Genomic DNA, 24,630 nt, shown 5'->3' with positions numbered 1-24,630 from the left:
CAACATTTTGGACTGAGGGCAGTGTGAACGCTCAGGTCCATGGAGTCCTTCATTAGCCCTTGGTGCTACAGACGGGAACGATGAATTCCCGAGTGGCAGGCTCCAGTGCCTGCATGGCCGCCATATTCTCTTTTTCGAAGCAGATCAGCGGAATCGGGACGGAGCTGATTTCCCTGGCGTTGAGCAAGTCATTGGCATAAGCCATCTGTGACGCTGCGCATTGGTAAGTCGCCCTCAACCCCTTGAAAGCCTTGGGCGCAAACGCGGCGATTTGTTCTATGTCAGTCAAATTTGCATATTTCTCGCTAACACTTCTGGCACATTGGGCGGCGAGCGCAGGGTTGTGAGTGTCCTTGTAGTGGATGGCATAAGCGATGGCGTAGACGGTGATATCGGAAATTGCAGACTCAGCATCTTTTTTTGAGCAACCCAAAAGGGTTGCCAAGAGAAGAAAAGTGACTACCCGCTTCATAACATTCCTTGTAGAAAAGTGGTTAAGCCCAAGATGCTACTAAATAACCAGCGCAAGGGATATGGCTACTTGCCATTGCTTTTTATGAAGAAGTAGCTTGCTGAAAAATCTAATATTTCCCACGTATTTCAGGCATGGAAGAGCATTGCGTGCACCAAACGCGGTGGATACCGTTGGTTCGAGAGGTCGCCGCAAATTCGGAGGCGCGAGCTTCGCAGTCATAGGGAGAAGGCGCACAGCGCCGTGAAATCAGCGTTTGGTGTCCACGTTATGGCGAGCTGTGCGCAGGAGGCTTTGGCCTGCCGGTTCCTTTGTTGCCGGTCTGCAAACCTGTGTACGGTTCGCCACCTTTTACCCTTTGTCGCGACACTGTTTGCTTTTTTCTCAAAACGTTTCATGGCAGGTACTTGAGGCTCCTCGGTGGTGTAGCATCCGTCGAGATGTTGTGAAGCCATGGAAAGCACCAATCAGGAGGACAATGTGATGACAGCCTGCATAAAGGATGGATGGGAAGATTATTGAATGGATTCAGTTGCCATAGAGCAGCCACTCAGGATTCTTGGTGAAACCATCGGATTTTGGGTTCAGACGGCGGTAATCCTGTTAGGTGCCGGAGCCGCCGTTCTCACGATCATCATCAATGGACGTCTTTCTCGCCAGTCCATTGCCCACAACGAAAATCAAGAGCTTGAATTGCTGGCGAAGCGTTGGGATCAGCACAAGCTCAAATGTGACGCTTAAAGTACCGAAACCACGAGAAGAAACCTGGCCCAATCCTCGCCGATTGGGCCTTCCAGTCCCCGAAGATAAGCCCGGCCTAGTGCTGCTCCTCCGGCCCATCATGCAGCAGGTGAAAGATCTCCCGCTTCATCCGGATAAACGAGGGCTCCATGACCATGTCCAGGTTTCTCGGGCGGCCAATCGGCACATCCAGTACCTGCTTGATCCGCCCGGGCCGGGCGCCCATGACGAAGATGCGATCCCCCAGCAGGATGGCTTCATCGATATCATGGGTCACGAACAGCACGGTCTTCTTGGTGTTCTCCCAGACCTTCAGCAGCAGTTGCTGCATCTGCAACCGCGTCTGGCTGTCCAGCGCGCCGAAGGGTTCGTCCATCAGCAATATCTGTGGGTCGTTGGCCAGGGCGCGGGCAATCGCCACCCGTTGCATCATCCCCCCCGACAGTTGCTTGGAGTAGTTGTCGGCAAAGTGCAACAGGCCGACTTCGTTCAGGTAGTAATCCACCGTCTCGCGGCGCTCGGCGGCGGGGATGCCGCGGCGCTTGAGGCCGAACTCGATGTTCTTGCGCACCGTCAGCCAGGGAAACAGGGTGTAGCTCTGGAACACCATGCCGCGGTCGGCGCCGGGGCCGTCAACCTGCTGGCCGCCGACATGGATTTCGCCCGAGGTGGGCTCGGCCAGGCCCGCCGTCAGGTAGAGCAGGCTCGACTTGCCGCAGCCCGAAGGCCCGACGAGGACCGCGAACTGCTGGTCGGGGACTTCGAACGAGACATTTTCCAGCGCGGTGAAGGTGTCGCCCGAAGGCGTCTTGTACTGCAGGCTGACATTGTCGACCCGCAGGCGCGCAGCGGCGTCGGGGGCGATGTTCGTCGGCGTGACGAGCCTTGGCATTGTCGCGGTTACTGAGCCCATGCGGCCACCTTCAAGCGAAGAAGTCGGAACAGTTGATCGGTGACCAGCCCCAACAGGCCGATGACAGCGATCGCCAGGAAAATCACGTCGACCTGAAAGCCACGCATGGCCTTGAGGCTGAGGTAGCCCAGACCGCTGGAAGCCGCCACCAGCTCGGCCACCACCAGGTAGGTCCAGGCCCAGCCCATGGTCACGCGCAAGGTGTCCAGTACCCCCGGCAGCGAGGCCGGGGCGATGACGTGCAGGACCGCATCCTTGCGGGTGGAACCCAGGGTGTAGGAGGCGTTGATCAGGTCCTTGGAGATACCCTTGGACACGTCGGCGATCATCACCAGTTGCTGGAAGAACACCCCGAAGATAATCACCGAGACCCGTTGTTCCAGGCCGATGCCGATCCACAGGATAAACAGCGGTACGAACGAGGTCACCGGCAGGTAGCGGATGAAGTTGACCAGAGGCTCCAGGAACGCCTGCACCACCCGGAAACTGCCCATCAGCAAGCCGATGGGCACTGCCACCACCGAAGAGATCACGAAGCCGACCATGACCACTTCCACGCTGGCCCAGACATGCGGCCCCAGGGTGCCGTCCTGGGCCAGGCGCAGGGCCGCGTCCAGCACGGCGCCCGGGGTGGGCAGGAACATCGCCGGTACCACGCCGCCGTAGGACAGCACGGCCCACAGGCCGATCAGCAGGGCCCAGGCCAGTGCACTGGCGCTCCAGATCACCTGGATCGGCAAACTGGTCTTGGGCGTCAGGCAGCGGTTGAACCACGAATTGCGCTTGGACATGCCGCCTCCTATTTCGGGGTGATGAAACGGTTGTCGATCAGGTCGCTGTAGCTGACGTTGTAAGGCTTGCCCTGCAACTCGCTGGCGGTCTCGTTGGCCAGCTTGATGACGTTTTCAGCCGTGCCCTTGCTGCCATTGCTGCCCAGCAGGGCTTCACTCATGGCCTGGTCATAGAAGCGCACGCCCTTGGCCGCCGAGGCCAGTTCCTTCGGGTCCGCCAGGTAGCCGCCGACGCCCTTGGCCATGATCGCGTAGGCTTCCTGCGGGTGCTCCTGGGTGTACTGCACCGCCTTGTACAGGCCGGCGACCAGGGCCTTGATATCGTCCGGCTGCTTGTCGACCACATCGCAGCTCAGGGCCACCACGTCGACGATCACGCCCGGCGTGCTGCTGCTGTCCACCAGCACCTTGCCGGTCTGCTTGGCGCGCACGGTGGACAGGTGCGGTTCCCAGGTCACGGCGGCGGGGACGCGGCCGGCGATAAAGGCGGTCGCCGCGTCGTCGGCGGTCATGTTCTGGATGGTCAGGTCGCTCATCTTCATGCCGGCGTTCTTCAGCAGGTAGTTGAGCCAGAACTGCGAGACGGAACCTTCGTTGACCGCCACGGCCTTGCCCTTGAGGTCTTGCAGGCTGTTGACGTCCTTGCCCACCAGCACACCATCGCCACCATGGCTCTCGTCCAGGGCGGCCACGGCCTTGAAGCAGAACTGCGGGCGGTACTTGAGGATCTCGTCCAGGGTCGAGGCCGAGCCGGACAATTTGCCCGAGGCCTGGGCGGCCATGTACATGGAGGCTTCTTCGATGGTCGGCAACTCCACGGTCAGGCCCTTTTCCTTGAAGTAGCCAAGGTCCTTGGCCAGGTAGAGGGTGCCGTAGCCGACCCAGGTGGTATGACCGATCGACAGGGTACCGGCCTGGGCACCGCTGGCAACGCCGGCGGCGATAGCGGTCAGGGCCAGCGGACGGATGCAGCGCGAGACGAAAGACTTGATCATTGTGCACTCCCGGAATGATGGTTTTTTAGTTCGTATATTTCGGGGCAGTGGGGCTAGACGCCAAAAACTGAGCAGACCTGGCGGTCTCTGACGGACCTTGTGCCTCTTTGGGGCGAGGTTGATGTTGGCTGATGTCGCGGGCCAGGAAAATTAGTAAATATGTCGTCGCTAGTGAGGAAAAAGCTGTCTTGCCCCTGAGGCGGCCAGGGGCGCTTGTCGCAGGATCAGGTCCGCCGCCTTCTCGCCGATCATGATGCACGGCGCATTGGTGTTGCCGCTGACCAGGCTCGGCATGATCGACGCATCGACCACCCGCAGCCCCTTGAGACCGTGAACCTTGAGGTCGGGTCCGACCACGCTCATGGGGTCGACGCCCATCTTGCAAGTGCCCACCGGGTGGAACACCGTCGAGGCATGGTCACGCACATAGTCCATCAGCTGTTCATCGCTCTGCACGGCCTTGCCGGGCAACATTTCTTCACCGCGAATCCCGTCGAACTGCGGCGCGGCGAGAATACCCCGGGCCAGCTTCAGGCCTTCGACCAGCACCCTGGCATCGGCGGGATCGGCGAGAAAGTTGAAATCGATGACCAGCTTGCCGTCACGGTCCAGATGCAGCGAGCCGATGCTTTTCGGGCGCAGCACGCAGGTATGCAGGGCATAGCCATGGCCCCATTCGAACAATCGCCCGCGATGGCTGCGATAACCCGGCACGAAGTGGAACTGTACGTCCGGCAGGGCCTCGGCCAGGGGCGTTCGGGCAAAGCCACCGGCCTCGACGTAGTTGGTGGTCAGCCAACCTTTCTTTTCCAGCAGATAGCGCAGCGGCGCGGCGAGCACGCTTGGCAGGGATCTCAGGGAGAACCCCAGCGTCAGCGGGCTTCTGGAGCGGACAGTGACCAGGCCGTCGAGATGGTCCTGCAGGTTCTTGCCGACGCCGGGCAGGTCATGGGTGACCGGGATACCGGCCGCTTGCAATTCCTGCGCCGGGCCGATACCGGAGGCCAACAGCAGTTGCGGGCTGCCCAGGGCGCCGGCGCAGAGGATGACCTCGCGGTAGGCGTGCAGGGTATGCCGATTGCCGTCCACCTCGACCCTGACGCCCTTGGCTGTCCTCAATTCGACGATCAACGACTGCACGGCACAGTCGGTCAGCACGGTGAGGTTGGGTCGATCGATCACCGGCGCGACGAAGGCCCGGTAGCTGGATAGCCGGCGGGCATTCTTCTGGGTCAGGTTGTAGATCCCGCAACCTTCGAGTTGCTCGCCGTTGAAGTCATCGTTGCGGCGCAGGCCAAGGCGTTCGGCGGCCTGCACGAACAGGCTCGACACCGGGTTGGGATCGCGGGCGGCCTCGACATTCAGCTCGCCGGCGCTGCCGTGCAGGCGCGGGTCCTGGCCAAGCCGGTTGTTCTCGGATTGCTTGAAATAGGGCAGCACGCCGGCCCAGTCCCAGCCCGGACAACCGGCCTGCGCCCAGCGATCGTAGTCGCTGGCGTGGCCGCGAATGTAGATCATGCTGTTCATCGAACTGGAACCGCCGAGGGCCTTGCCGCGCGGTGTGTGCAGGCTACGGCCGCCCAGGTGCCGCTGCGGCGCGGAAAAGAAGTTCCAGCTGTACTTCTTGCTCTTGTACAGGGTGATGGTGCCCGCCGGTGTCTGGATGCGCGGGCTGTGGTCATGGCTACCGGCTTCGATCAGGCAGACGCTGATGGCCGGGTCGGCACTCAGCCGGTTCGCCAGTACACAGCCCGATGAGCCGGCGCCGACAATGACATAGTCGAAATGGGTCTTCATGCGCGTGTCCCCGCTAAGGTAATGGATGGAGGCGGGCCGTGATGCTGGCCCGCGAGGTCATGGGCCGTTCAGGGTCAGCGCAGTTGAAACCAGGTGGTCTTCAACTGGGTGTACTTGTCGAACGAGTGCAGCGACAGGTCGCGGCCAAAGCCCGACTGCTTGCCGCCGCCAAAGGGCACGCTGACATCCAGCGCATCCACGGAATTGACCGAGACGGTGCCGGCGTTCAGGCGCGAGGCGACGCGGTGGGCGCGGTTGAGGTCGTCGCTCCACACCGACGCCGCGAGGCCATAGATGTGGTCGTTGGCCATTCGGACGGCGTGGTCTTCATCGTCGAAGGCGGTGATCGCCAGCACCGGGCCGAACACTTCCTCGCGGGACAGACGCATGTCGGGGGTGACCTGGGTAAACAGCGTCGGCTGGATGAAATTGTCCGAGCCATTGATCGTCACCCGCTCGCCACCGGCCACCCGGCGGGCGCCCTCGGCGTCGGCCTGGTCGATATAAGCCATCACCCGCGCGGCCTGCCGGGCATCCACCAGGGCGCCCATCTTGCTGGCCGGGTCGAGGGGATCGCCCGGTTGCCAGTGCCGGGCTTGTTCCTGCAGGCGCTCGACGAACTCGTCATGGATGGAGCGCTCCACCAGCAGGCGTGAGTTGGCCGAGCAGACTTCGCCCTGGTTGAAGAAGATGCCGAAGGCGGCCTTTTCCGCCGCCAGATCGAGGTCCTGACAATCGGCGAACACCAGGTTCGGGCTTTTGCCGCCGCACTCCAGCCAGACCTGCTTGAGGTTCGATTGCGCGGCGTACTGCATGAAATATTTGCCGACCTGGGTCGAGCCGGTGAAGGCCAGCGCATCGATATCCGGGTGCAGGCCCAGGGCGCGACCGGCCTGTTCGCCCAGGCCGGTGACCACATTCAGCACGCCCGGTGGTACTCCTGCCTCCAGTGCCAGCTCGGCCAGGCGCAGGGCGGAGAAGGGCGATTGCTCGGCGGGCTTGAGGATCACGCTGTTGCCGACGGCGAGGGCCGGTGCGATTTTCCACGCGGCCATGTCCAGCGGGAAATTCCATGGCACCACGGCGGCGATCACCCCCAGGGGCACGCGGGTGATGGTCGCCAGGGTGCCCGGACCGGTGGGCGCCACCTGGTCATAGAGCTTGTCGAGGCTTTCGGCATACCAGGCAAACACCTGGGCCGCGCCAGGGACGTCAATGGCGTAGGCATCCATCACCGGCTTGCCCATGCTCAACGAGTCGAGTAGCGCCAGTTCCTCGCGATGGGCCAGGATCAGCTCACTGAGGCGCAGCAGGATCGCTTTGCGCTCCCGTGGTTGCATGCGGGCCCAGGGGCCATTTTCGAAGCTGTTGCGGGCCACGCTCACGGCCAGGTCGATATCGCTGTCGGAGCAGGCGGCGACATGCGCGAGCACAGCGTTGGTGGCGGGGTTGATGACGACGAAGGTACGGCCGTCCCGGGCGGCGTGGGCGCGTCCGTCGATGCAGGCGAGATCGAGCAGGCGTTGCTGCCCGGCCAGGCGCTGCCAGGTGTTCAAGTCGGTCACTGGATTCTCCCTGATAGCCCGCGACGAGCTATGTTGATGATCGGTGGCCTCGATAGTGGGGTAAGCGCGCGGCTCGGGAAATGAGTAAAAATGTCTTCGCTACCGATAAAAAAACTCACCAGCGATGCACCGTGATGGCGCACGCCTGGACAGGTTTTTTAAGTTCAGTCCCGAGGAAATTACTGGTTTATCGCGCGCGGCGAACACCGCAAAATCCAACAAAGCCACTTCCGAGGTAGCCATGGCCGCTTACAACTTGCGACAACTCAAATATTTCGTGACCACTGTCGAGTGCGGCAGCGTCGCCGAGGCCTCGCGCAAGCTCTATATCGCCCAGCCCTCGGTCTCGACCGCGATCAAGCACCTGGAAGAAAGCTTTGCCGTGCAGTTGTTCATTCGCCATCACGCCCAGGGCGTGTCGCTGACCCCCAGTGGCGCACGCTTCTACCGCAAGGCCCAGGAGCTGCTGCGGGTGGCCCACGAGTTCGAGCAGAACGCCCTGGCGGATAACGATGTGGTGGCCGGGCAGATCGATATCGGCTGTTTCGAAACCGTCGCGCCGCTCTATCTACCGCGCCTGATCGCCGGCTTTCGCGAGCGCTGGCCCGGGGTGGAGATCCGTATCCGCGATGGCGAGCAACAGGAGTTGGTGCAGGCGCTGACCTCCGGCAGTATCGACCTGGCGATTCTTTACGAGCACGACCTGGACAGCACCATCGACACCGTGCCGCTGATGGCGCCGCAGCAGCCTTATGCGCTGTTGCCGGAAGGGCACCGCTTCGCCCACCAGGCCAAGGTCTCGCTGAACGACCTGGTGCTGGAGCCGATGGTGCTGCTGGATGTGCAGCCCAGCCGCACCTACTTCGTGAGCATCTTCGAAGAGCGTGGCCTGACCCCGAATATACTGTTCAGCTCGCCCTCCATCGAAATGGTCCGGGGCATGGTCGGGCGTGGATTCGGTTTTTCGATCCTGGTCACCCGACCGCATTCGGACTACACCTACGACGGTCAGAAGGTGGTGCGCGTACCGTTGGCCGAAACGGTCACCGGTTCCGGGCTGTCCGCCGCGTGGCTGCGTCGCTCGCAGTTGACCAAGCCGGCGCAGTTGTTTGTCGATCACTGCCGCGAGGTGCTGGCGCCCAAGCCGGGCGCCTGAACCGGATCAGGTTCGCAGCGCCTGGACCAGGCGCGCGAGCATCGCATCACAGCCGTGCAGTTGTTCGAGGCTGACGAACTCATCGGGCTTGTGGCCCTGGTCCATGCTGCCGGGACCGCAGACCACGGTGGGGATGCCGATGGCGTCGAACAGGCCGCCTTCGGTGCCAAAGGCGACGGTGCTGAATTCGCTCGATCCGCAGAACTGTGCGATCAACTGCGCCGCCTGGCTCTGCGGGTCGGTGGCCAGTCCGGGGTAGGCCGACAACTGGGAAAAACGAATGCTGCTGCCGGCGTCCACCGCCTGCATTTTCGGCAATACCTGCTGCTCGGCGTACTGCTCCAGTTGCTGCGCGACTTCACGGGGATCCTGGCTGGGCAGGGCGCGCACCTCGAAGTCGAAACGGCAGTCGGCGGGGACGATATTGAGCGCCTTGCCGCCGCTGACTACGCCGGTCTGCACCGTGGTGAAGGGCGGATCGAAGCGCGGGTCATGCAAATGCGCCGCGCGCAGATGCGAGCCGATGCGACCGAGTTCGCCGATCAGTTCGGCGGCATATTCGATGGCGTTGACGCCCTGCGGTGCATACGCTGAATGGCAGGCCGCGCCGTGGACATCGCAACGCATCGCCAGCTTGCCCTTGTGGCCCAGCACCGGCTTGAGCTCGGTGGGTTCGCCGATGATGCACAGCAGCGGCTTGTGCGGCCGAGGTTCGAGTTCGGCGAGCAGCGAGCGCACGCCCAGGCACCCGACTTCCTCGTCATAGGACAGGGCGATGTGCACCGGCATGCGCAACGGTGCGGCCAGCAACTGTGGCACGGCCGCCAGCACGCAGGCGATATAGCCCTTCATGTCGGCGGTGCCGCGCCCGTAAAGCCGGCCGTCCTGCTCGGTGAGTTCGAACGGTGCCACTGTCCAGGGCTGACCGTCCACCGGCACCACATCGGTATGACCGGACAGCACGATGCCCGGGCGATCAGCCGGGCCCAGGGTGGCGAACAGGTTGGCCTTGCTGCGCTCGTCATTGAAGATCAGTTCGCAAGGCACGCCCAGGCGCGCCAGGTAGTCGCGGACGAACTCGATCAGTTGCAGGTTGGACTCACGGCTGGTGGTGTCGAAGGCGATCAGAGTGGCCAGTACCTCGCGGCTGCTGCTCATTCATTCGTCCCCGGGCACGCCGTAACTCGGCGCCTTGGTCGGGTCGAGGGCGCGGACGATGTAGTCCTGCATCTGCGGGCGGTAATCGGTCCACAGTTGTGCCAGTTGGCCGACCGGGTCTTCGTCCGCCCAGTCGACTCGCAAGTCGATGATCGGCCAGATCAGTTCGCCGACCACCACCATGGCCGCCGAATGCACCGGGCCGGCCTCGCCACCGGCTGCCACCGCGGCCTGCATCGCCGCGACCAGGCGATCGGCGAGTTGACCGCCACTGGTTTCGAAGGTGTGCACCATGGCCTCGATCACCGCCGGGTTCGCCAGCAGGTTACCGGCAGCCACGCACTGTTCGCCCGACAGTGCGTTGTGGCAACCGAGGGTTTCGCCGCCGCTGAAATGCGCGGTGTTGCCCAGGTGATCGATGGCGGTCAGTTGGCGGAACTGACTGTAGCCGTTGCTGGTCAGCGCCTTGTCCAGCGCCAGTGCCGGCGACAGCCCTTGTTCGAGCTGGTCGAGGACATGCGGGCCCAAGGCGGGGAGGGTGATGTTCTGGGTGGCGACCGCGCCCACGCTGGGACGCAGCCAGGGGCAGCGGGCACCCACGGCAATGCTCGAAGAACTGATGGCAATGCCCAACTGGCCGGTTTCGGCACAACGGGCGACGATGGAAAACGTCATGGTGGGGGTATCCTGTTTCCGGCCAGACTCGCCCTCCGCATCCCGGCAACCTGTTCAAGGCGCACGGGCGCGGAGTGGGTATGACGGCATTCTGTCCATGAGTGGCAGCGGGCGAAACGAGGTTTTTTATGGTGCTGGCTTAGGTAAAAACTTGCCACGCGCCATGCATGCCTTACAGGCGTCCGTACTCGCGCGCGGTGCGGTCGACGGCAATGCGGGTCTTGTCCACCAGTTCGTCCAGCTCGGCCCGCGTGGCGATCAGCGCCGGCGCCATGATCATGCGGCCAAGGGTCGAGCGGATGATCAGGCCCTCCTCGAAGCCGAGAGTACGGCAGCGCCAGGCGATATCGTTCTCGTTGGCAAAACGCTTGCGGGTGGCCTTGTCCTCGGCGAATTGCAGTGCGGCGACCAGGCCGATACCCTGGACTTCACCCACCAGCGGATGTTGGCCGAACACTTCCCGCAGGCAGCTCTGCAGGTACGGCCCGGTATCGCTTTTCACCTGTTGTACCACGCCTTCGTCGCGCAAGGCCTTGAGGTTGGCAATCGCCACGGCTGCCGCCACCGGGTGGCCGGAGTAGGTCAACCCGTGGGCGAACACTCCGCCTTTTTCCACCAGAGCCTCGGCCATGCGTCGCGACAGGATCAGGCCGCCCATGGGGATGTAGCCCGAGGTCAGGCCCTTGGCGATGGACAGTGTGTCGGGTTCGAAGCCGAAGGCCTGGTGGGCGAACCATTCGCCGGTGCGGCCAAAGCCGCCGATGACTTCGTCGGCACACAGCAGCACATCGTACTGGCGGCAGATGCGCTGGATTTCCGGCCAGTAGGTGGCGGGTGCAATGATCATCCCGCCGGCGCCCTGGAAGGGTTCGGCGACAAAGGCGGCGACCTTGTCGGCGCCCAGTTCGAGGATCTTCTCTTCCAATTGGCGAGCCGCGCGCAGGCCGAATTCCTCGGGTGTCAGGTCGCCTTCGTGGGCAAACCAGTACGGCTCGTCGATGTGCGCCACATCCGGGATGGTACCGCCCATTTCGTGCATGAACTTCATCCCGCCCAGGGCCGTGGCCGCCAGGGTCGAGCCGTGATAGCCGTTCCAGCGGCCGATCATGATTTTCTTCTCGGGCTTGCCCATCACCTGCCAGAACTTGCGCACCGTGCGGATCAGCACCTCGTTGGCCTCGGAGCCGGAGTTGGTATAGATCGCGTGGCTGTAGTGCGCCGGCAACAGGCTGAACAACAGCTCCGACAGCTCGATCACCGTCGGGTGGGTGGTGTGGAAGAACATATTGTAATAGGGCAGTTGTTCCAGCTGCGCGTGGGCGGCGGCGGCAAGGTCCTTGCGGCCGTAACCGAGGTGGGTGCACCACAGGCCCGACATGCCGTCCAGATAGCGCTTGCCATCGTTGTCCCAGAGCGTCAGGCGGTCGCCGCCGACCATTACCCGCGGGCCTTCCGCATTGAGCGCCTTCTGGTCGACGAAGGCGTGGATGTGGTGGGCGGCGTCGGCGGCCTGGTAGTCACGGGTGGTGCGGTTGGCGTCGAGTGGGACGGACATGGCGGGTCTCCAGGGTGGGGGTGTCTGGATAATATTTGTCACTATAAAATATTTTTGTAAAGAAAATATTTGTTGATGAAAAGGAATTTACGTAGGCTGGGGCCTATCGTCCAACCCCATCAGGACCCCTCATGACCGGACTCAGGGAGCGGCAAAAGGAGCAGCGTCGGCAGGTGATCGCCGATGCCGCGCTGGCGCTGTTCAAGACCCACGGTTTCGTCGCCACCACCCTGGAGCAGATCGCCAACCGGGCCGGTGTCTCGGCGCCGACGGTGGTGAATTATTTCGGCGGCAAGCAGGAGATTCTCGTCGCCTTGCTCAAGGCGCCCGACGAACTGGCGATCCGCGAGGCCCGGGCCCATCTCGACGACCGCGGCGATCCGCTGGAGGCCCTGTGCGAGCTGGAAGGGCTGATGACCGAGTACCAGCTACGGGCCATGCCGGCCTCGCTGTGGCGGGAACTGGCGCCGTCGCTGTTCACCGGAGAGTTGTCCCAGGCCCTGCAGCCGTGGAATGGTGCGGTGATCGAGGAGGCGCAGGCATTGCTTCGGCACTTCCAGCGCCTGGGCAAGGTGCGCCAGGACGTGGACATCGAAGTGGCCGCGACCCTGTTCAACCAGTACGCCAACGTCGCCTTTATCCGCCTGGCCACCGAGCCGAGCCCCGACCGTGGTGCCCATGCCCGGCATATGCGCAGTGTCCTGGCGCTGATGTGCCATGGCATGCTGGCCGGCCAGGACGCAGCCGGCTCCTGATTTTCAAGGCCTGATTTTCACTGTCTGGTTTCAAGGCCTAGCTTTTTCCTGTCTTGCGACGACAAAAAACATAATTTCGCTATTCCCTGTATCTGCACAGAATGCCTGCACACCCGTCTTCGAGAAGGACACAGGCATGACAGCTGCAATGATTGAAATCGATACCCTGGTGGTGGGCGCCGGCCAGGCTGGCGTGGCCATGAGCGAGCATCTGAGCAGGCTGGGCGTGCCGCACCTGGTGCTCGAGCGCAATCGCATCGCCGAAGCCTGGCGCACCGGTCGCTGGGATTCGCTGGTGGCCAACGGGCCAGCCTGGCACGATCGTTTTCCAGGCCTGGCGTTCGACGATCTCAGCCCCGATGACTTTGCGCCGAAGGAGCGGGTGGCGGCTTACTTCGAAGCCTATGCGAAGAAATTCAATGCACCGATCCGCACGGGCGTGGAAGTGCGCAAGGTCGAGCGCAACAACGGTCGTCCCGGCTTCACCGTGGAAACCTCCGAGGGAGTGATCCAGGCCAACCGCGTGGTGGTCGCCACCGGACCGTTCCAGCGCCCGGTGATTCCGGCCATCGCCCCGCAGATCGGCGGCCTCAACCAGATCCATTCCGCGGATTACCGCAACCCCCGGCAACTGCCCGCGGGCGCGGTGCTGGTGGTGGGGGCCGGTTCTTCAGGGACGCAGATCGCCGATGAACTGCAACGCAGCGGCAGGACGGTTTACCTCTCGGTCGGCCAGCACGACCGGCCGCCGCGCGCCTACCGCAACCGCGATTTCTGCTGGTGGCTGGGGGTGCTCGGCGAATGGGACGCCGCGGCCATGAAGCCGGGCCGCGAGCACGTGACCATTGCCGTCAGTGGCGCCGAGGGCGGGCGCACGGTGGACTTCCGTGAACTGGCCCAACGCGGCCTGAACCTGGTGGGCCTGACCCGCGCGTTCGACAACGGCGTGGTCAGCTTCCAGGCGGACCTGGCCGACAACCTCAACCGCGGTGACGAGAACTACCTGGCGCTGCTCGATGCCGCCGATGCCTACATCGAGCGCAACGGCCTCGATCTGCCGCCGGACCCCGGGGCCCGCCGGACCTTTCCCGACCCCGAGTGCGTGACCCGACCGATTCTCCAGCTCGACCTGGCGTCGGCGGGCATCACCACGATCATCTGGGCCACCGGTTTTGCCACCGACTACAGCTGGCTGAAGGTCGATGCTTTCGAGGCCAGTGGCAAGCCGCGCCACCAGCGGGGGATTTCCACGGAGGCGGGCATCTACTTCCTGGGCCTGCCGTGGCAGTCACGCCGGGGGTCCTCGTTTATCTGGGGCGTCTGGCACGATGCCAAGTACATCGCCGACCAGATTGCCATCCAGCGCCAGTACCTGACCTACCGCGATGCCGCGCAGCGCGAGGCGGACGTGGCCGAACCGATTGCCAGCCGATCCGCCGTCAGTGCCTGACCGTCGATCGTCGCACCGACCCGGCGCCGCACAGCCGAGTGCGGCGCAGTCTTTCTCTTGAGGAGTCGCAGATGTCCAAGCCAACCCATACCCGCATCCGCATGTTCAACACCAAGGACACCTACCCGAACCAGGCACTGGACAATGACCTGTGCCAGGCCGTGCGGGCGGGCAACACGGTCTATGTCCGCGGCCAGATCGGTACCGATTTCGACGGTAACCTGGTGGGCCTGGGCGACCCCGCGGCGCAGGCCGAACAGGCCATGAAAAACGTCAAACAGCTGCTCGAAGAGGCCGGCTCGGACCTGTCTCATATCGTCAAGACCACCACCTACATCATCGACCCGCGCTACCGCGAGCCGGTGTACCAGGTGGTCGGCAAGTGGCTCAAGGGCGTGTTCCCGATTTCCACCGGGCTGGTGATCTCGGGCCTGGGCCAGCCGCAGTGGTTGATGGAGATCGATGTGATCGCGGTGATTCCCGACGACTGGACTGTCACCCGGCCCTGAGGCGACCTGGTCAGGGGAACCGCCTAGTCATCACCTTTGAGATCGTCGGCAAACCGACGGATGAGACGCACCAGGTCAGCCACATCCTGGTGCTCCCATGTCGCGAAAATACCCTGTCCCATCCTTTCCCGTGCCGCATCGATCCGATCGGTCATTGCCTTGCCTTTCGCCGTGATAACGGCTTCGCGCACACGCCGGTCATTGGCGTTTTCCTGGCGCTCGACCAGGCCGAGGCTGTCCAGTTTCGCCACCTGGCGGCTGACCGTGGTGTAGTCGCGTCCCACGCGATCGGCCAGCTCGACCACGCCAATCGGGCCCAGTCGCTCAACCAGCACCAGCAGCGGGAACAGCGCGCGGTCGAGGGCAATACCGGCCTCGCGAACCATGGCCTCGTCGCGTTGCGGGCGGTTCATGACCCCGACAATCTCCACCAATGCCCCATGCAGTTCACGGATCTGTGCATTGATATGTGTATTTTGCACATTTTTTGTTGACACTGTTTCTGCTCCGGCTTGACACTTATATGTGCAAATTACACATATCGAGGTCGAGATGAAAGCGCAAGGTGAAGTTGAGGTACTGATTTGCGGTGCGGGGGCTGCCGGCCTGACGCTGGCCATCGACCTGGCGCGCCGGGGCATTGCTTTCCACCTGATAGAGAAGAGGGACGGCCCGTTCGGCGGTTCGCGTGGCAAGGGCATCCAACCCCGGACCCAGGAGATTTTCGAGGACCTCGGCATCCTTGATCGCATCGTTGCGGCGGGTGGGCCATACCCCCTCCAGCGCCAGTACCGCGACGAGGGTGGTTACACCGACGCGGATGTCATGGAGCGCAACGAGCCGACGCCGGGCGAGCCTTATCAACTGCCGCTGATGCTGCCGCAGTTCCTCACCGAAGGCATTCTGCGCGAGCGCCTGCTCGAACTGGGTCGGCAACCGCAATTCGGCTGTGAGCTGGTGGGGTTCGAGCAGGATAATCATGGTGTCACGGCACGACTGGTCGGCGAGGGTGGCGAACAAACCCTGCGCGCGCGCTGGCTGGTGGGCGCCGATGGCGGTCGCAGCTTCGTGCGCACGGCTCTGGGTGTCGGCTTTCCGGGCAAGACCCTCGGCGTGCGCGCGGTGGTCGCCGATGTGCGGCTGACAGGCCTGGGACGCGATGCCTGGCACTGCTTCAACGAAGGCGACAGGTTGCGCCAGATGGCCCTGTGTCCGCTCGCCGGCACCGAGATGTTCCAGATCCAGGGGCCGATCCCCATGGACAGCGACGTCGACCTTGGCGTGGCTGGCCTGACCGCCCTGGTGGCGCAGCGCACCGGACGCGACGATATCGTGATCCAGTCGGTCTCCTGGGCCTCGGCCTATACCATGAATGCGCGACTGGCCGACCACTACCGCAGCGGCCGTGTGTTTCTCGTCGGGGATGCCGCGCATACCCATCCACCGACCGGTGGCCAGGGCCTCAATACCAGCGTGCAGGACGCCTACAACCTTGGCTGGAAACTGGCGGCGGTAGCCCGGGGCGCGGCCGCTACGCTGCTCGACACCTACGAGGAAGAACGCCGACCGGTCGCCGCGGCCATGCTCGGCCTGTCGACGCGGCTGCTCGATGCCCAGGTACGTGGCAACATGCGACGCGGACGCGAAGTGCACCAGCTCGACATCGGTTACCCCGACGCCTCCCTTGCCCGGCGCAACACCACGCGCCTCGATGGTGTCGTGGCTGGCGACCGTGCTCCCGACGCACCGGTGCGTGGGGCGGCCGGCCAGTCGATCCGGTTGTTCGAACTGTTCCGCGGCAGCCACTGGACGTTGCTGGGTTATCAGGCCGAGCGCGGTTCAGTGTCGCCACGCCCGGGCCTGCATATTCATGTGTTCGGTCCGGGCGGCGACCTGGCCGATGAGGGCGGGCACTTTCGTGACGCCTACACTCCCGCTGACGGCGACTGGGTACTGGTGCGCCCGGATGGCTACATTGCTGCCATTGTCGGCAGCGACGACCTGGCGTTGCTGGAGGACTACTTCAGGTACCAGCCCCAGGGTTGATCACTGACGTACTCGGTCACCTGCTTGACCTCCAGGTAATTGTTCAGCCCCCATTGACCGAGTTCACGGCCAATGCCGCTGTGTTTCATGCCGCCCCACGGCGCCTCGACGAAGGTCGGTTGCGAGCAGTTGACCCAGATGATCCCGGCCCGCAACTGATTGGCGACGCGGGCGGCGCGTTGCAGGTCGGCGCTCATCACCGCGGCGGCCAGGCCGAAGCGGCTGGCGTTGGCCATGTGCAGCGCTTGCTCCTCGGTCTTGAAACGCTTGATGCACAGCACCGGGCCGAAGATTTCCTCGCGCCAGACAATGCTGTTGTGGTCGGGTTCGTCGAAGATCGCCGGCTCGATGAAATAACCGTGTTCCAGAGCGGCCGGGCGCCGCCCGCCGGTGAGCAAACGGGCGCCACTGGCCTGGCCCTGGTCAATGAACCCCAGGACCTTCTCATGCTGGCCCTGGCTGACCAGCGGACCCAGCAGGACGCCCGGTTCCAGGCCCGGCCCGATGGGGATCTTGCGGGTTGCCTCCACCAGCCGTTCGATCAGCCGCGGGGCAATCTGCTCCTGCACCAGCAGACGCGACGTGGCGCTGCACACCTGGCCCTGGTTCCAGAAGATCCCGAACAGGATCCACTCCACCGCGGCCTCGATATCGGCATCGTCGAACACGATGAACGCGGACTTTCCGCCCAGCTCCAGGCTGATGTTCTTGATGTCGCGGGCGGCTGCCGACATGATCCGTGCCCCGGTCGGCACGCTGCCGGTAAAGGCCAGCTTGTCCACGCCCGGATGTTCCGTGAGCGGGCTGCCGGCATCGGCGCCCAGGCCCGTGACCACGTTCAGGACACCCGCCGGCAGACCGATACGGTCGGCGGCGGCGGCCAGTTCCAGCGCCGTCAGCGACGTCAGTTCGGAGGGCTTGAGCACCGAAGTGGCCCCCGCGGCCAAGGCCGGCGCGACCTTCCAGGCGGCCATCAGCAGCGGGTAGTTCCAGGGAATGATCTGTCCGGCGACGCCAATCGGTTCGTGACGGATGCGGCAACGAAAACGCGCGTCGGCCAGGGCCAGCGGTTGGTCCTGGCGCTGATCGAGTTCGCGGGCGAGCCCTGCGTAGTAACGAAAGCAGCCGATGGTATCGCCCACGTCCCATAGCGCTTCGGGCAAGGGTTTGCCGTTGTCGCGCACTTCCAGTTCGGCCAGCGCCTGCTGGCTGCCTTCCAGATCATCGGCCAGCGCCTCCAGCCACTGTGCGCGTTCAGCCCCGGTGGTCTGGCTCCAGCCACCGTCGAACGCACGCCGGGCCGCGCGCACGGCATGATCGACATCCTCTTCGGTGCCCGCGGCGATTTTCTGGAATGCCTGCCCGGTGGCCGGATCGATGACCGGCAGATAACCGCCCAGGTCCGGGCTGACCCATTCGCCGTTGATGTAATGCTGGTCACGCATGGTGAGACTCCTGGGCGCCGGTGCGGCGGTTTTGCAGGTGGCGGGAAGTAAACAGCAGGGCCAGCGACGCGCAGATGATCACCGTCGAGACCGCATTGATCTCCGGTGTCACCCCCCGGCGGATGGAGGAAAAGATATAGATCGGCAAGGTCGTTTCGGAACCGGCGACGAAGAACGCGATGATGAAGTCGTCGAAGCTGAAGGTGAACGCGAGCAGGAACCCGGCCATGATCGCCGGGCTGATCTGCGGCAGGGTGACCCGCCAGAACGTCTGCATCGGCGGGGCGTAGAGATCGGCAGAGGCTTCCAGCAACGCCTTGTCCAGGGCGTCGACGCGGCTGCGCACGATGACCATGACCAGGGCCATGGTGAACAGTGAGTGGGCGGCGATCACCGTGAAGAAGCCCATGTTCAGGCGCGGGACGTCCGGTATCCAGCGCGCCAGCAGCGGGTTGATCAGGTCGAACAGGCTGATGAAGGCAATCAGCGTCGAGATGCCGATGACGATGCCGGGCACGATGATAGCGCAGTAGGTCAGCGCATCGAACAGCAGGCGAATTTTCGGCCCGCAACGCTGCAGGCCGAACACCGCCAGGGTGCCGAACAGCGTGGCGATCAGCGCCGAAGTGAAGGCGATGAACGCGCTATGGCCCAGCGCCTCCATGATGAACGGGTTACCGAAGGCGCGGCCGAACCATTGGGTCGAGCAGCACTCGAAGGCCAGGCCGCTGCGCCCGGCGTTGAAGCTGAACAGCACGATCAGGGCGATGGGCGCATAGAGAAACAGATACAGCGAGGTCGAATAGCTGCGCAGCCACATGTCATATGCCTCCATCGGCAGGTCGGCCGCCGTAGCGCGCCACCAGTTTCAGATACAACCCGATAATCAGCAGCATCATTGCCACCAGGCTCATGGCCAGTGCACTGCCGAACGGCCAGTTGCGCGATTGCAGGAACAGGTCGACCAGCGCGTTGCCGACAAAGAACACCTTGCCGCCGCCGAGGATCGCCGGGATCAGGAACTCGCCCATTAACAGGATGAACACCAGCATCACCCCGGTGATGATGCCCGGCGCCGACAGCGGCAGGGTGATCCGCCGAAAGCTTTCGAAGGCGCTGGCTCCCAGGTCCGCCGAGGCTTCGAGCAGGCGCTTGTCGAGTTTCTCCAGGCTGACGTAGATCGGGAAAACCATCAGCGGCAAGTAGCCGTAGACGATGCCGATCAGCACCGCCCAGGGCGTGTTGATCAGTCGCACGTCTTCCAGGCCGAGGCTGGCGAGTAATGCCGGGATGCCCTTGCCGCTGAGGATGAAGATCCACGCATAGGTGCGGATCAGGAAGCTGGTCCAGAACGGCACGATCACCAGTGTCAGCAGCAGCGAGCGGTTCTTGCGCACCTTGACCGCCAGGAAATACGCCAGCGGATAGGCTGCTACCAGGCACACCAGGGTGCCCAGCGGCGCCAGCATCAGTGTATTGCCGAACGCCGCCGCGCGGGAACCGAGGTTCAGGTAGTTGGCCAATGTGAAGCCGCCGGCGTAACCGCCCACGGTGCTGCGTTCGCCGAAGCTGAACACCAGGATGATCACCAGCGGCATCAGCAACAGCAGCAGGAACCACAAGGTCGAAGGCAGCAGCATCAGCAGGCTGATCCGCCGGCCGAGATTGCGCCGTTGGCGAACCCCGGCCGACGGGGCATTGCCCAGCGGCACCGTTTGCGGATGGGCGGCGGCGTTCATGGGGGACTCCTCATTGGCCATGGCGGGGCGATCAGGCGGACTTGAAGCGGGCCATCAGTTCGGCGCGGGCCGGACTGGTCAGCGTCGCCGCGGCACCGAACTCCAACGGGCTGAGCGCTTCGGCGGCCGGGTACATGATCGGGTCGTCGAGCATGGCCACGGGCAGCAAGGCGTCGACACGCTTGTCGCCACTCGGGTAGCCGTGGCTGAGCACTTCGAGCTTGTTGTGCTGGGGATCGAGCAGGTAGTTGATAAAGGCGTAGGCGGCGTCCTTGTGTTCCGAGCTTTTCGGGATGGCGAAGAAGTCGCTCCAGAGTTCGCCACCTTCCTTGCCGAGGGTGAAGTGCATCTGTTCGTTGTCGCGGTGCAGTTGCGAGGCGTCGCCGGTCCAGGACATCGCCAGCCAGGCATCGCCGCTGCGCATCGACGGCTGGATATCGGAGTTGATGGCGAACAGGTGCGGCTTGACCGCGATCAGCAGTTTTTCGGCATCGGCCAGTTCTTTCGGGTCGAGGGAGTTGAAGCTGTAGCCGAAGCTCTTCAGGGCGTTGCCGATAGCGGTCAGCTGATAGTCGTGCACCATCGTCCGGCCGCTGGCGGGGCCCTGGGCGGCGGCCCAGAATTCTTTCCAGCTGGTGGGGCCGTTCTTCAGTTTGCCGGTGTCGTAGAGCATGCCGGTGGTGCCCCAGTTCTTCGGCACCGCGTAGACCTTGCCGTCCACCGTACCCTGGGCCATGAATTTCTGCTGGAAGGCCGAGGCCTGGAAGTTGGGAATGCGCGACAGGTCCAGTGGTTCGATCAGGCCCAGGCCGACGTAGGTGCTGATGGTGTAATTGGTCGGCACCAGTACATCCCAGCCGCTGCCGCCGGCCTGCAACTTGGCGAGCATTTCTTCGTTGGAGCCGAACACGCTCATGGAGACGCGGGCGCCGGTGGTCTTGGCGAAGTTGTCGAGGTTTTCCTGGCTGTGGTAATTCGGCCAGGTCGCCAGTGACAGGCGATCACCCAGTTTGCCCGCCTCGGCGGCTTCGGCGCTGGCGGTCAGCAAGCCGGGCATATTGCTGGCGACCACCGCCGCTGCGATACCCAGGCCGGTACGGCCAAGGAAATCGCGGCGGCTGATCGAGCCGTTCTGCCAGCTGCGCAGGGTCTTGATAAAGGTCTTCTGGTCCATGGCACGCTCCCCAATCGGTTGATGAAACGAATCGATGATTTACAACGCCATGGCCAGGCCATTGGCGTGATCCCAGCCGACGCTCACTGCCGCGCCGTGTTCGAATGCATGGGCGCCGTGATCCTGCTGGCGCGGCACGCGCACGCAGACCACGCCGAAGGCCTGGGTACGCACGCGGTATTCGGTGCAGGTGCCGAGGTAGATACGGTCCTCGACGCAGCCCTGGAGTTTCACTTCACGGGCCAGTTCGGCCTGGGCGCCGGCGATGCTGATCAGTTCCGGGCGCACGGCGATGCAACCGGCGGCATCCGCGCTCAAGGCCTGGCCGGTGGGTGTCAGCGGGCTGGTCAGCTCCAGGCCCTGCTCGGTGCGCAGCACCACGCAGTTGCCGTGCAGGTGGCGAACCGTGCCGTTGAACAGATTGGATTCGCCGATAAAGTCGGCCACGTAGCGACTGGCCGGTGCTTCATAGAGTTGTTCCGGCGTGGCGGTCTGGATGATCGAGCCGTTGTGCATCACGCTGATGCTGTCGCTCATCGACAAGGCTTCTTCCTGGTCGTGGGTGACCAGCACGAAGGTGATACCGACCTCGCGCTGCAGGCGCAGCAGTTCCGATTGCATCTCCTTGCGCAGCTTGCGGTCCAGTGCGGCCAGCGGCTCGTCGAGCAGCAACACCGTGGGCTTGTTGACCAGCGCCCGGGCCAGGGCCACGCGCTGTTGCTGGCCGCCGGACAATTCACTCGGCTTGCGCTGGCCGAAGCCGCTGAGACGGACCATCTCCAGGGCTTCGTCGGCCATGCGCAACTGGCTTTTCTTGTCGGGGCGCGGAGTGCGATAACGCAGGCCGTAGGCGATGTTCTGCGCGACGGTCAGGTGCGGGAAGAGGGCGTAGTGCTGGAACACCATGTTCACCGGTCGTTCGAATGCCGGTACACCGGCCACGCTTTTACCGGCCAGGCGCACTTCACCGCTGGTGGGTTGTTCGAAGCCGGCGATCATGCGCAGGGTGGTGGTCTTGCCGCAGCCCGAGCCGCCAAGAAAGGAATGAAACGCGCCTCGGCGCACGACGAAGTTCAGGCCGTTGACGGCCAGCACCTGGCCGTAGCGTTTGACCACATTGCAGAACTCGATATCGCTTGGCGGGCTATCGTTCATGCTGTTGTTCACGAGGCGGGCTCCCTTGCAGTGATGGATCAGTGCGTCGGGGGCCAAACTAGCAACGAGGGTTTTACGCTGTATATATCCCTTGGGGGATAGAGTCGTTTTCCGCCATCAGGCTTCGGCGATCTGCTGGTGGCCGGTGAGGTCGCGGATGAACAGCCCGAGCAATTCGGCCTGGCTGCCGATGCCGAGCTTGGCGTAGATGTTCTTGCGGTGAATCTTCACCGTTCCCGGGCTGATGCTCAGTTGTTCGGCCACCGATGCACTGGAGTGGCCGCGCAGCAGCAACTGCACGATCTGCTGTTCGCGATGGGTGAGGATATGCGCGCCGAACTGGTCGAAGGCCTCGCGGATCTTGAAGTCCAGGTCCTGCGTCGGGCGCGGTTGCTGGGCCTGGCGCAGACGCCAGGCTTCGTTGACGACCTGTTCGACCACCGCCTGTGCGCACTCGATCAACTGCATCTCGTCACGGCCGAAGGCGCAACTGGCGGTGGAGCGCATCAGCGACAGGACGGCCATGGCGCCGTCGCCGAGGTCGACGAAAAACGCCACTTCTTCGGCCAGGCCGGTGAGCTGGTAATAGGTCAGGTAGTACTCACCGAGGTAAAAGTGGTCGGGAGCGAATTGGCGCAAACGCCACAGTCCTGGTGCCTGTCCGCGGGTACAAGCCAGGTAGAACGGGTCCAGCAGATAGGGCCCGCATTGATAGTCATCGACATACACCGCGCGCTTGTCGGCGGCGAAGGTGTCGAACAGCGCCAGCGGCCGGTGATTACCTTCGTAGACGAACAACACGAAATGATCGACCGGGCACACCTGCCGCAACCAGTGGCTCAGGCCCATCAGCCGCGCCTGTCCGGCAGGCAGGTCGAGCAGGTGGGCAACACCGGTGGTCCAGAGTTTCAGTTCCTTGGGGCGCATGGCGGCTTCAAGCGAAGTGGGAGCGCATCCAGATGCACGAATTACGCCATGGCCGTTGCGGCCTTGCAGGGGCGCGGTGCGTGCCGGCCCCTGCTGGAAAAGACGCACCGCAACAGGGCCGGGTGTTACCGAGCACCACAAGACGGGTCACTCGCCCTGTCAAAACCCGCTCTTGTCGGTTGTTTTTTGCGTGCGATGTCTCCTACACCGCGGCCAGGCCGAGGAAGTCGCGCAATGGCGCGATACGTGACAACACACAGCGTTCCAGCAACCACAGCGCCAGCATGGATGCTCCCAGGAGCGGCAGGTACAGACCCAGCAGCACCAGTACACCGAGCATGACGGCCGGGTAACGGCTCTCGGCCAGGGCGGGCGGCGCGCCGAGCGCACCCTGCGGACGGCGACGCCACCAGAGCACCAGGGCGCTGAGGGACAGGGTCATCAGGCCGCAGGTGGTGAACAGGCCGAGCAACTGGTTGGCCAGGCCGAACAATTGGCCTTCATGCACCGCCACGCCATAGCCGATAACGCGGTCGAGCAGCGGTCGCTGGCTGAAGTCGACCCGCTTGAGCACTGTGGCGCTGACCGGATCGAGTGTCAGGTTCAGCCGTTGTGGACGGTTTGCCGTATCGGAGCGGGCGGTCCAGTCCGGCGCCCGGGCCGAGGGCGGCGAGATCAGCACCGGCGGCGGCAGGTCCAGGGCCTGGACCTGCGGTACCAGGCGTTCCAGCGGGCTGTAGTCCGCGGCGACGGATGCCTTCATCGGCATGGGCATGTCGTGGTGCATGCCGGGCATGTTCGCGTGTTCGTCGTTCATGGGCATGTTCATCGCCCGTCGCTGGGCCAGTTCCGAGGCGCGGCCAGTGGTCCAGTCCTGTTCCACGGCATGGCTGGCGACCCACTGCCGCAACTCCTTGAGCGCACCGCCCCAGACGGTCGCCCAGGGCAGGCCGCTGAGGATCAACAGGATGGCGAACAACGAAATCCAGAAACCGACCACCGCATGCAGGTCACGCCAGAACAGCCGGCCACGCTGGTGCAGCCGTGGATAGAGCACCCCGGCCACGCGGCCGTCTTGCGGCCACCAGAGATAGAGTCCCGAGAGCAGCATGACCAGGGTCCAGCCGGCGGCCAGCTCCACCAGGGCCGAGCCCAGGCCGCCCATGAGCAATTCGCCGTGCAGGTGGAACAACAGGCGGGTGAAACGCTCGTCATCGGCCACCTGGTGCACGACCCTGGTCGTCACCGGGTCGACATAGACCCGCAGCAATGTATCGCCTTTGCCCACCAGTATCTGCGCCGCGTCGTTCGGGCCTTCGGGCAACTGGTAGGCGTTGAGCACACCGCCCGGCACCAACGCCAGGGCCGTCCGCACCTGTGCGCTGATCGGCTGTCGTGGCGCATCGGCCTGGACCCGGTTGTAGGGGCTGTCGAGCAATGCGTCGATCTGCGGATGGAACAGGTAGATCGAACCGCTCAGCGACAGGGCGAGGACAAAGGGAATGCAGAACAGCCCGGCATAGAAATGCCAGCGCCAGATCAGTCGGTAGAGCCCGGCGCGATGGCGGGTCCGGGCGCTCGGGGAAACGCTGGAAGTGCTCATGGGGCGAGG

Annotated in this window: 23 protein-coding genes; 6 read left to right on the top strand and 17 right to left on the bottom strand. The window is 63.7% G+C overall.

Translation table 11 applies throughout. From position 1 onward, the window contains the following. Window positions 1-52: 52 nt before the first annotated feature. A complete protein-coding gene (locus tag HX851_RS30360) occupies window positions 53-472 on the bottom strand; it encodes a hypothetical protein (protein WP_177063682.1) in 420 nt (139 codons plus the stop codon). A 522-nt stretch (window positions 473-994) separates the two neighbouring features. Between HX851_RS30360 and HX851_RS30355 the strand changes: the two genes are divergently transcribed. After that, a complete protein-coding gene (locus HX851_RS30355) occupies window positions 995-1,213 on the top strand; it encodes a hypothetical protein (protein WP_177063688.1) in 219 nt (72 codons plus the stop codon). Window positions 1,214-1,289: 76 nt separating this feature from the next. Here the strand turns inward: HX851_RS30355 and HX851_RS30350 are convergent, their stop codons facing one another. From HX851_RS30350 to HX851_RS30330, 5 genes are all read right to left on the bottom strand, one after another. Continuing rightward, window positions 1,290-2,126, bottom strand: coding sequence for an ABC transporter ATP-binding protein (locus tag HX851_RS30350; protein ID WP_177064372.1), 837 nt, complete (start codon window positions 2,124-2,126; stop codon window positions 1,290-1,292). Further along, on the bottom strand, window positions 2,114-2,917 hold the full coding sequence (locus HX851_RS30345) for an ABC transporter permease (RefSeq protein WP_177064371.1): 804 nt from the start codon (window positions 2,915-2,917) through the stop codon (window positions 2,114-2,116). Before HX851_RS30345 ends, HX851_RS30350 begins: the two co-directional genes overlap by 13 nt. Before the next feature lie 8 nt (window positions 2,918-2,925). Beyond that, window positions 2,926-3,912, bottom strand: coding sequence for an ABC transporter substrate-binding protein (locus tag HX851_RS30340; protein WP_017128266.1), 987 nt, complete (start codon window positions 3,910-3,912; stop codon window positions 2,926-2,928). Window positions 3,913-4,080: 168 nt separating this feature from the next. Continuing rightward, window positions 4,081-5,709, bottom strand: coding sequence for a GMC family oxidoreductase (locus HX851_RS30335; RefSeq protein ID WP_177063691.1), 1,629 nt, complete (start codon window positions 5,707-5,709; stop codon window positions 4,081-4,083). 74 nt (window positions 5,710-5,783) lie between these two features. Then, complete coding sequence (locus HX851_RS30330; protein ID WP_177064370.1) at window positions 5,784-7,274, bottom strand: aldehyde dehydrogenase; 1,491 nt, start codon at window positions 7,272-7,274, stop codon at window positions 5,784-5,786. Between the two features lie 241 nt (window positions 7,275-7,515). On the opposite strand from HX851_RS30330, the gene HX851_RS30325 reads away from it, so the two are divergent. Then, window positions 7,516-8,430, top strand: a complete 915-nt coding sequence (locus tag HX851_RS30325; protein WP_177063693.1) for a LysR family transcriptional regulator — start codon at window positions 7,516-7,518, stop codon at window positions 8,428-8,430. Window positions 8,431-8,436: 6 nt separating this feature from the next. On the opposite strand, the gene argE is transcribed toward HX851_RS30325, so the two are convergent. From argE to HX851_RS30310, 3 genes are all read right to left on the bottom strand, one after another. After that, complete coding sequence (gene argE / locus HX851_RS30320; RefSeq protein WP_177064369.1) at window positions 8,437-9,588, bottom strand: acetylornithine deacetylase; 1,152 nt, start codon at window positions 9,586-9,588, stop codon at window positions 8,437-8,439. Then, window positions 9,589-10,263: a DUF1028 domain-containing protein gene (locus HX851_RS30315; protein WP_177064368.1), complete on the bottom strand. Its 675-nt coding sequence runs from the start codon at window positions 10,261-10,263 to the stop codon at window positions 9,589-9,591. 172 nt (window positions 10,264-10,435) lie between these two features. Next, on the bottom strand, window positions 10,436-11,818 hold the full coding sequence (locus tag HX851_RS30310; RefSeq protein WP_177064367.1) for an aspartate aminotransferase family protein: 1,383 nt from the start codon (window positions 11,816-11,818) through the stop codon (window positions 10,436-10,438). Between the two features lie 131 nt (window positions 11,819-11,949). On the opposite strand from HX851_RS30310, the gene HX851_RS30305 reads away from it, so the two are divergent. The 3 genes from HX851_RS30305 (at window position 11,950) to HX851_RS30295 (ending at window position 14,532) form a co-directional block, all read left to right on the top strand. After that, window positions 11,950-12,573 carry a TetR/AcrR family transcriptional regulator gene (locus HX851_RS30305; RefSeq protein ID WP_177063697.1) on the top strand — a complete coding sequence of 208 codons (624 nt, stop codon included), beginning with the start codon at window positions 11,950-11,952 and terminating at the stop codon, window positions 12,571-12,573. 136 nt (window positions 12,574-12,709) lie between these two features. Continuing rightward, a complete protein-coding gene (locus tag HX851_RS30300) occupies window positions 12,710-14,023 on the top strand; it encodes a flavin-containing monooxygenase (protein WP_177064366.1) in 1,314 nt (437 codons plus the stop codon). 71 nt (window positions 14,024-14,094) lie between these two features. Beyond that, on the top strand, window positions 14,095-14,532 hold the full coding sequence (locus tag HX851_RS30295) for a RidA family protein (RefSeq protein WP_177064365.1): 438 nt from the start codon (window positions 14,095-14,097) through the stop codon (window positions 14,530-14,532). Between the two features lie 23 nt (window positions 14,533-14,555). Here the strand turns inward: HX851_RS30295 and HX851_RS30290 are convergent, their stop codons facing one another. Continuing rightward, window positions 14,556-15,029 (bottom strand): MarR family winged helix-turn-helix transcriptional regulator, encoded by a 474-nt coding sequence (locus HX851_RS30290; protein WP_368670236.1) that lies wholly within the window; start codon window positions 15,027-15,029, stop codon window positions 14,556-14,558. Between the two features lie 55 nt (window positions 15,030-15,084). On the opposite strand from HX851_RS30290, the gene HX851_RS30285 reads away from it, so the two are divergent. After that, window positions 15,085-16,578, top strand: a complete 1,494-nt coding sequence (locus HX851_RS30285; protein WP_177063701.1) for an FAD-dependent oxidoreductase — start codon at window positions 15,085-15,087, stop codon at window positions 16,576-16,578. Here HX851_RS30285 and HX851_RS30280 read toward each other — a convergent pair. The 7 genes from HX851_RS30280 to HX851_RS30250 all read right to left on the bottom strand — a co-directional run bounded on the left by HX851_RS30280 (window position 16,551) and on the right by HX851_RS30250 (window position 24,621). Next, entirely contained in the window at window positions 16,551-18,023 is a 1,473-nt protein-coding gene (locus HX851_RS30280; RefSeq protein WP_177063702.1) for an aldehyde dehydrogenase family protein, read from the bottom strand. The genes HX851_RS30285 and HX851_RS30280 overlap by 28 nt on opposite strands. Then, window positions 18,016-18,843: an ABC transporter permease gene (locus tag HX851_RS30275; protein WP_177063703.1), complete on the bottom strand. Its 828-nt coding sequence runs from the start codon at window positions 18,841-18,843 to the stop codon at window positions 18,016-18,018. The genes HX851_RS30280 and HX851_RS30275 overlap by 8 nt, the downstream gene beginning before the upstream one ends. Window position 18,844: 1 nt before the next feature. Next, window positions 18,845-19,762, bottom strand: coding sequence for an ABC transporter permease (locus HX851_RS30270; protein ID WP_177063704.1), 918 nt, complete (start codon window positions 19,760-19,762; stop codon window positions 18,845-18,847). A 31-nt stretch (window positions 19,763-19,793) separates the two neighbouring features. Next, a complete protein-coding gene (locus tag HX851_RS30265; RefSeq protein ID WP_177063705.1) occupies window positions 19,794-20,936 on the bottom strand; it encodes an ABC transporter substrate-binding protein in 1,143 nt (380 codons plus the stop codon). 39 nt (window positions 20,937-20,975) lie between these two features. After that, entirely contained in the window at window positions 20,976-22,091 is a 1,116-nt protein-coding gene (locus tag HX851_RS30260) for an ABC transporter ATP-binding protein (protein ID WP_177064394.1), read from the bottom strand. 117 nt (window positions 22,092-22,208) lie between these two features. After that, window positions 22,209-23,018, bottom strand: coding sequence for a helix-turn-helix transcriptional regulator (locus HX851_RS30255; protein WP_177064364.1), 810 nt, complete (start codon window positions 23,016-23,018; stop codon window positions 22,209-22,211). Window positions 23,019-23,220: 202 nt separating this feature from the next. Next, window positions 23,221-24,621 carry a PepSY-associated TM helix domain-containing protein gene (locus tag HX851_RS30250; protein ID WP_177064363.1) on the bottom strand — a complete coding sequence of 467 codons (1,401 nt, stop codon included), beginning with the start codon at window positions 24,619-24,621 and terminating at the stop codon, window positions 23,221-23,223. Between the last annotated feature and the right edge of the window lie 9 nt (window positions 24,622-24,630).

Origin of the sequence: Pseudomonas gingeri (assembly GCF_013385635.1) — a bacterium.
GTDB classification, from domain to species: domain Bacteria; phylum Pseudomonadota; class Gammaproteobacteria; order Pseudomonadales; family Pseudomonadaceae; genus Aquipseudomonas; species Aquipseudomonas gingeri_A.
This window is presented reverse-complemented; position numbering and strand designations above follow the sequence as displayed.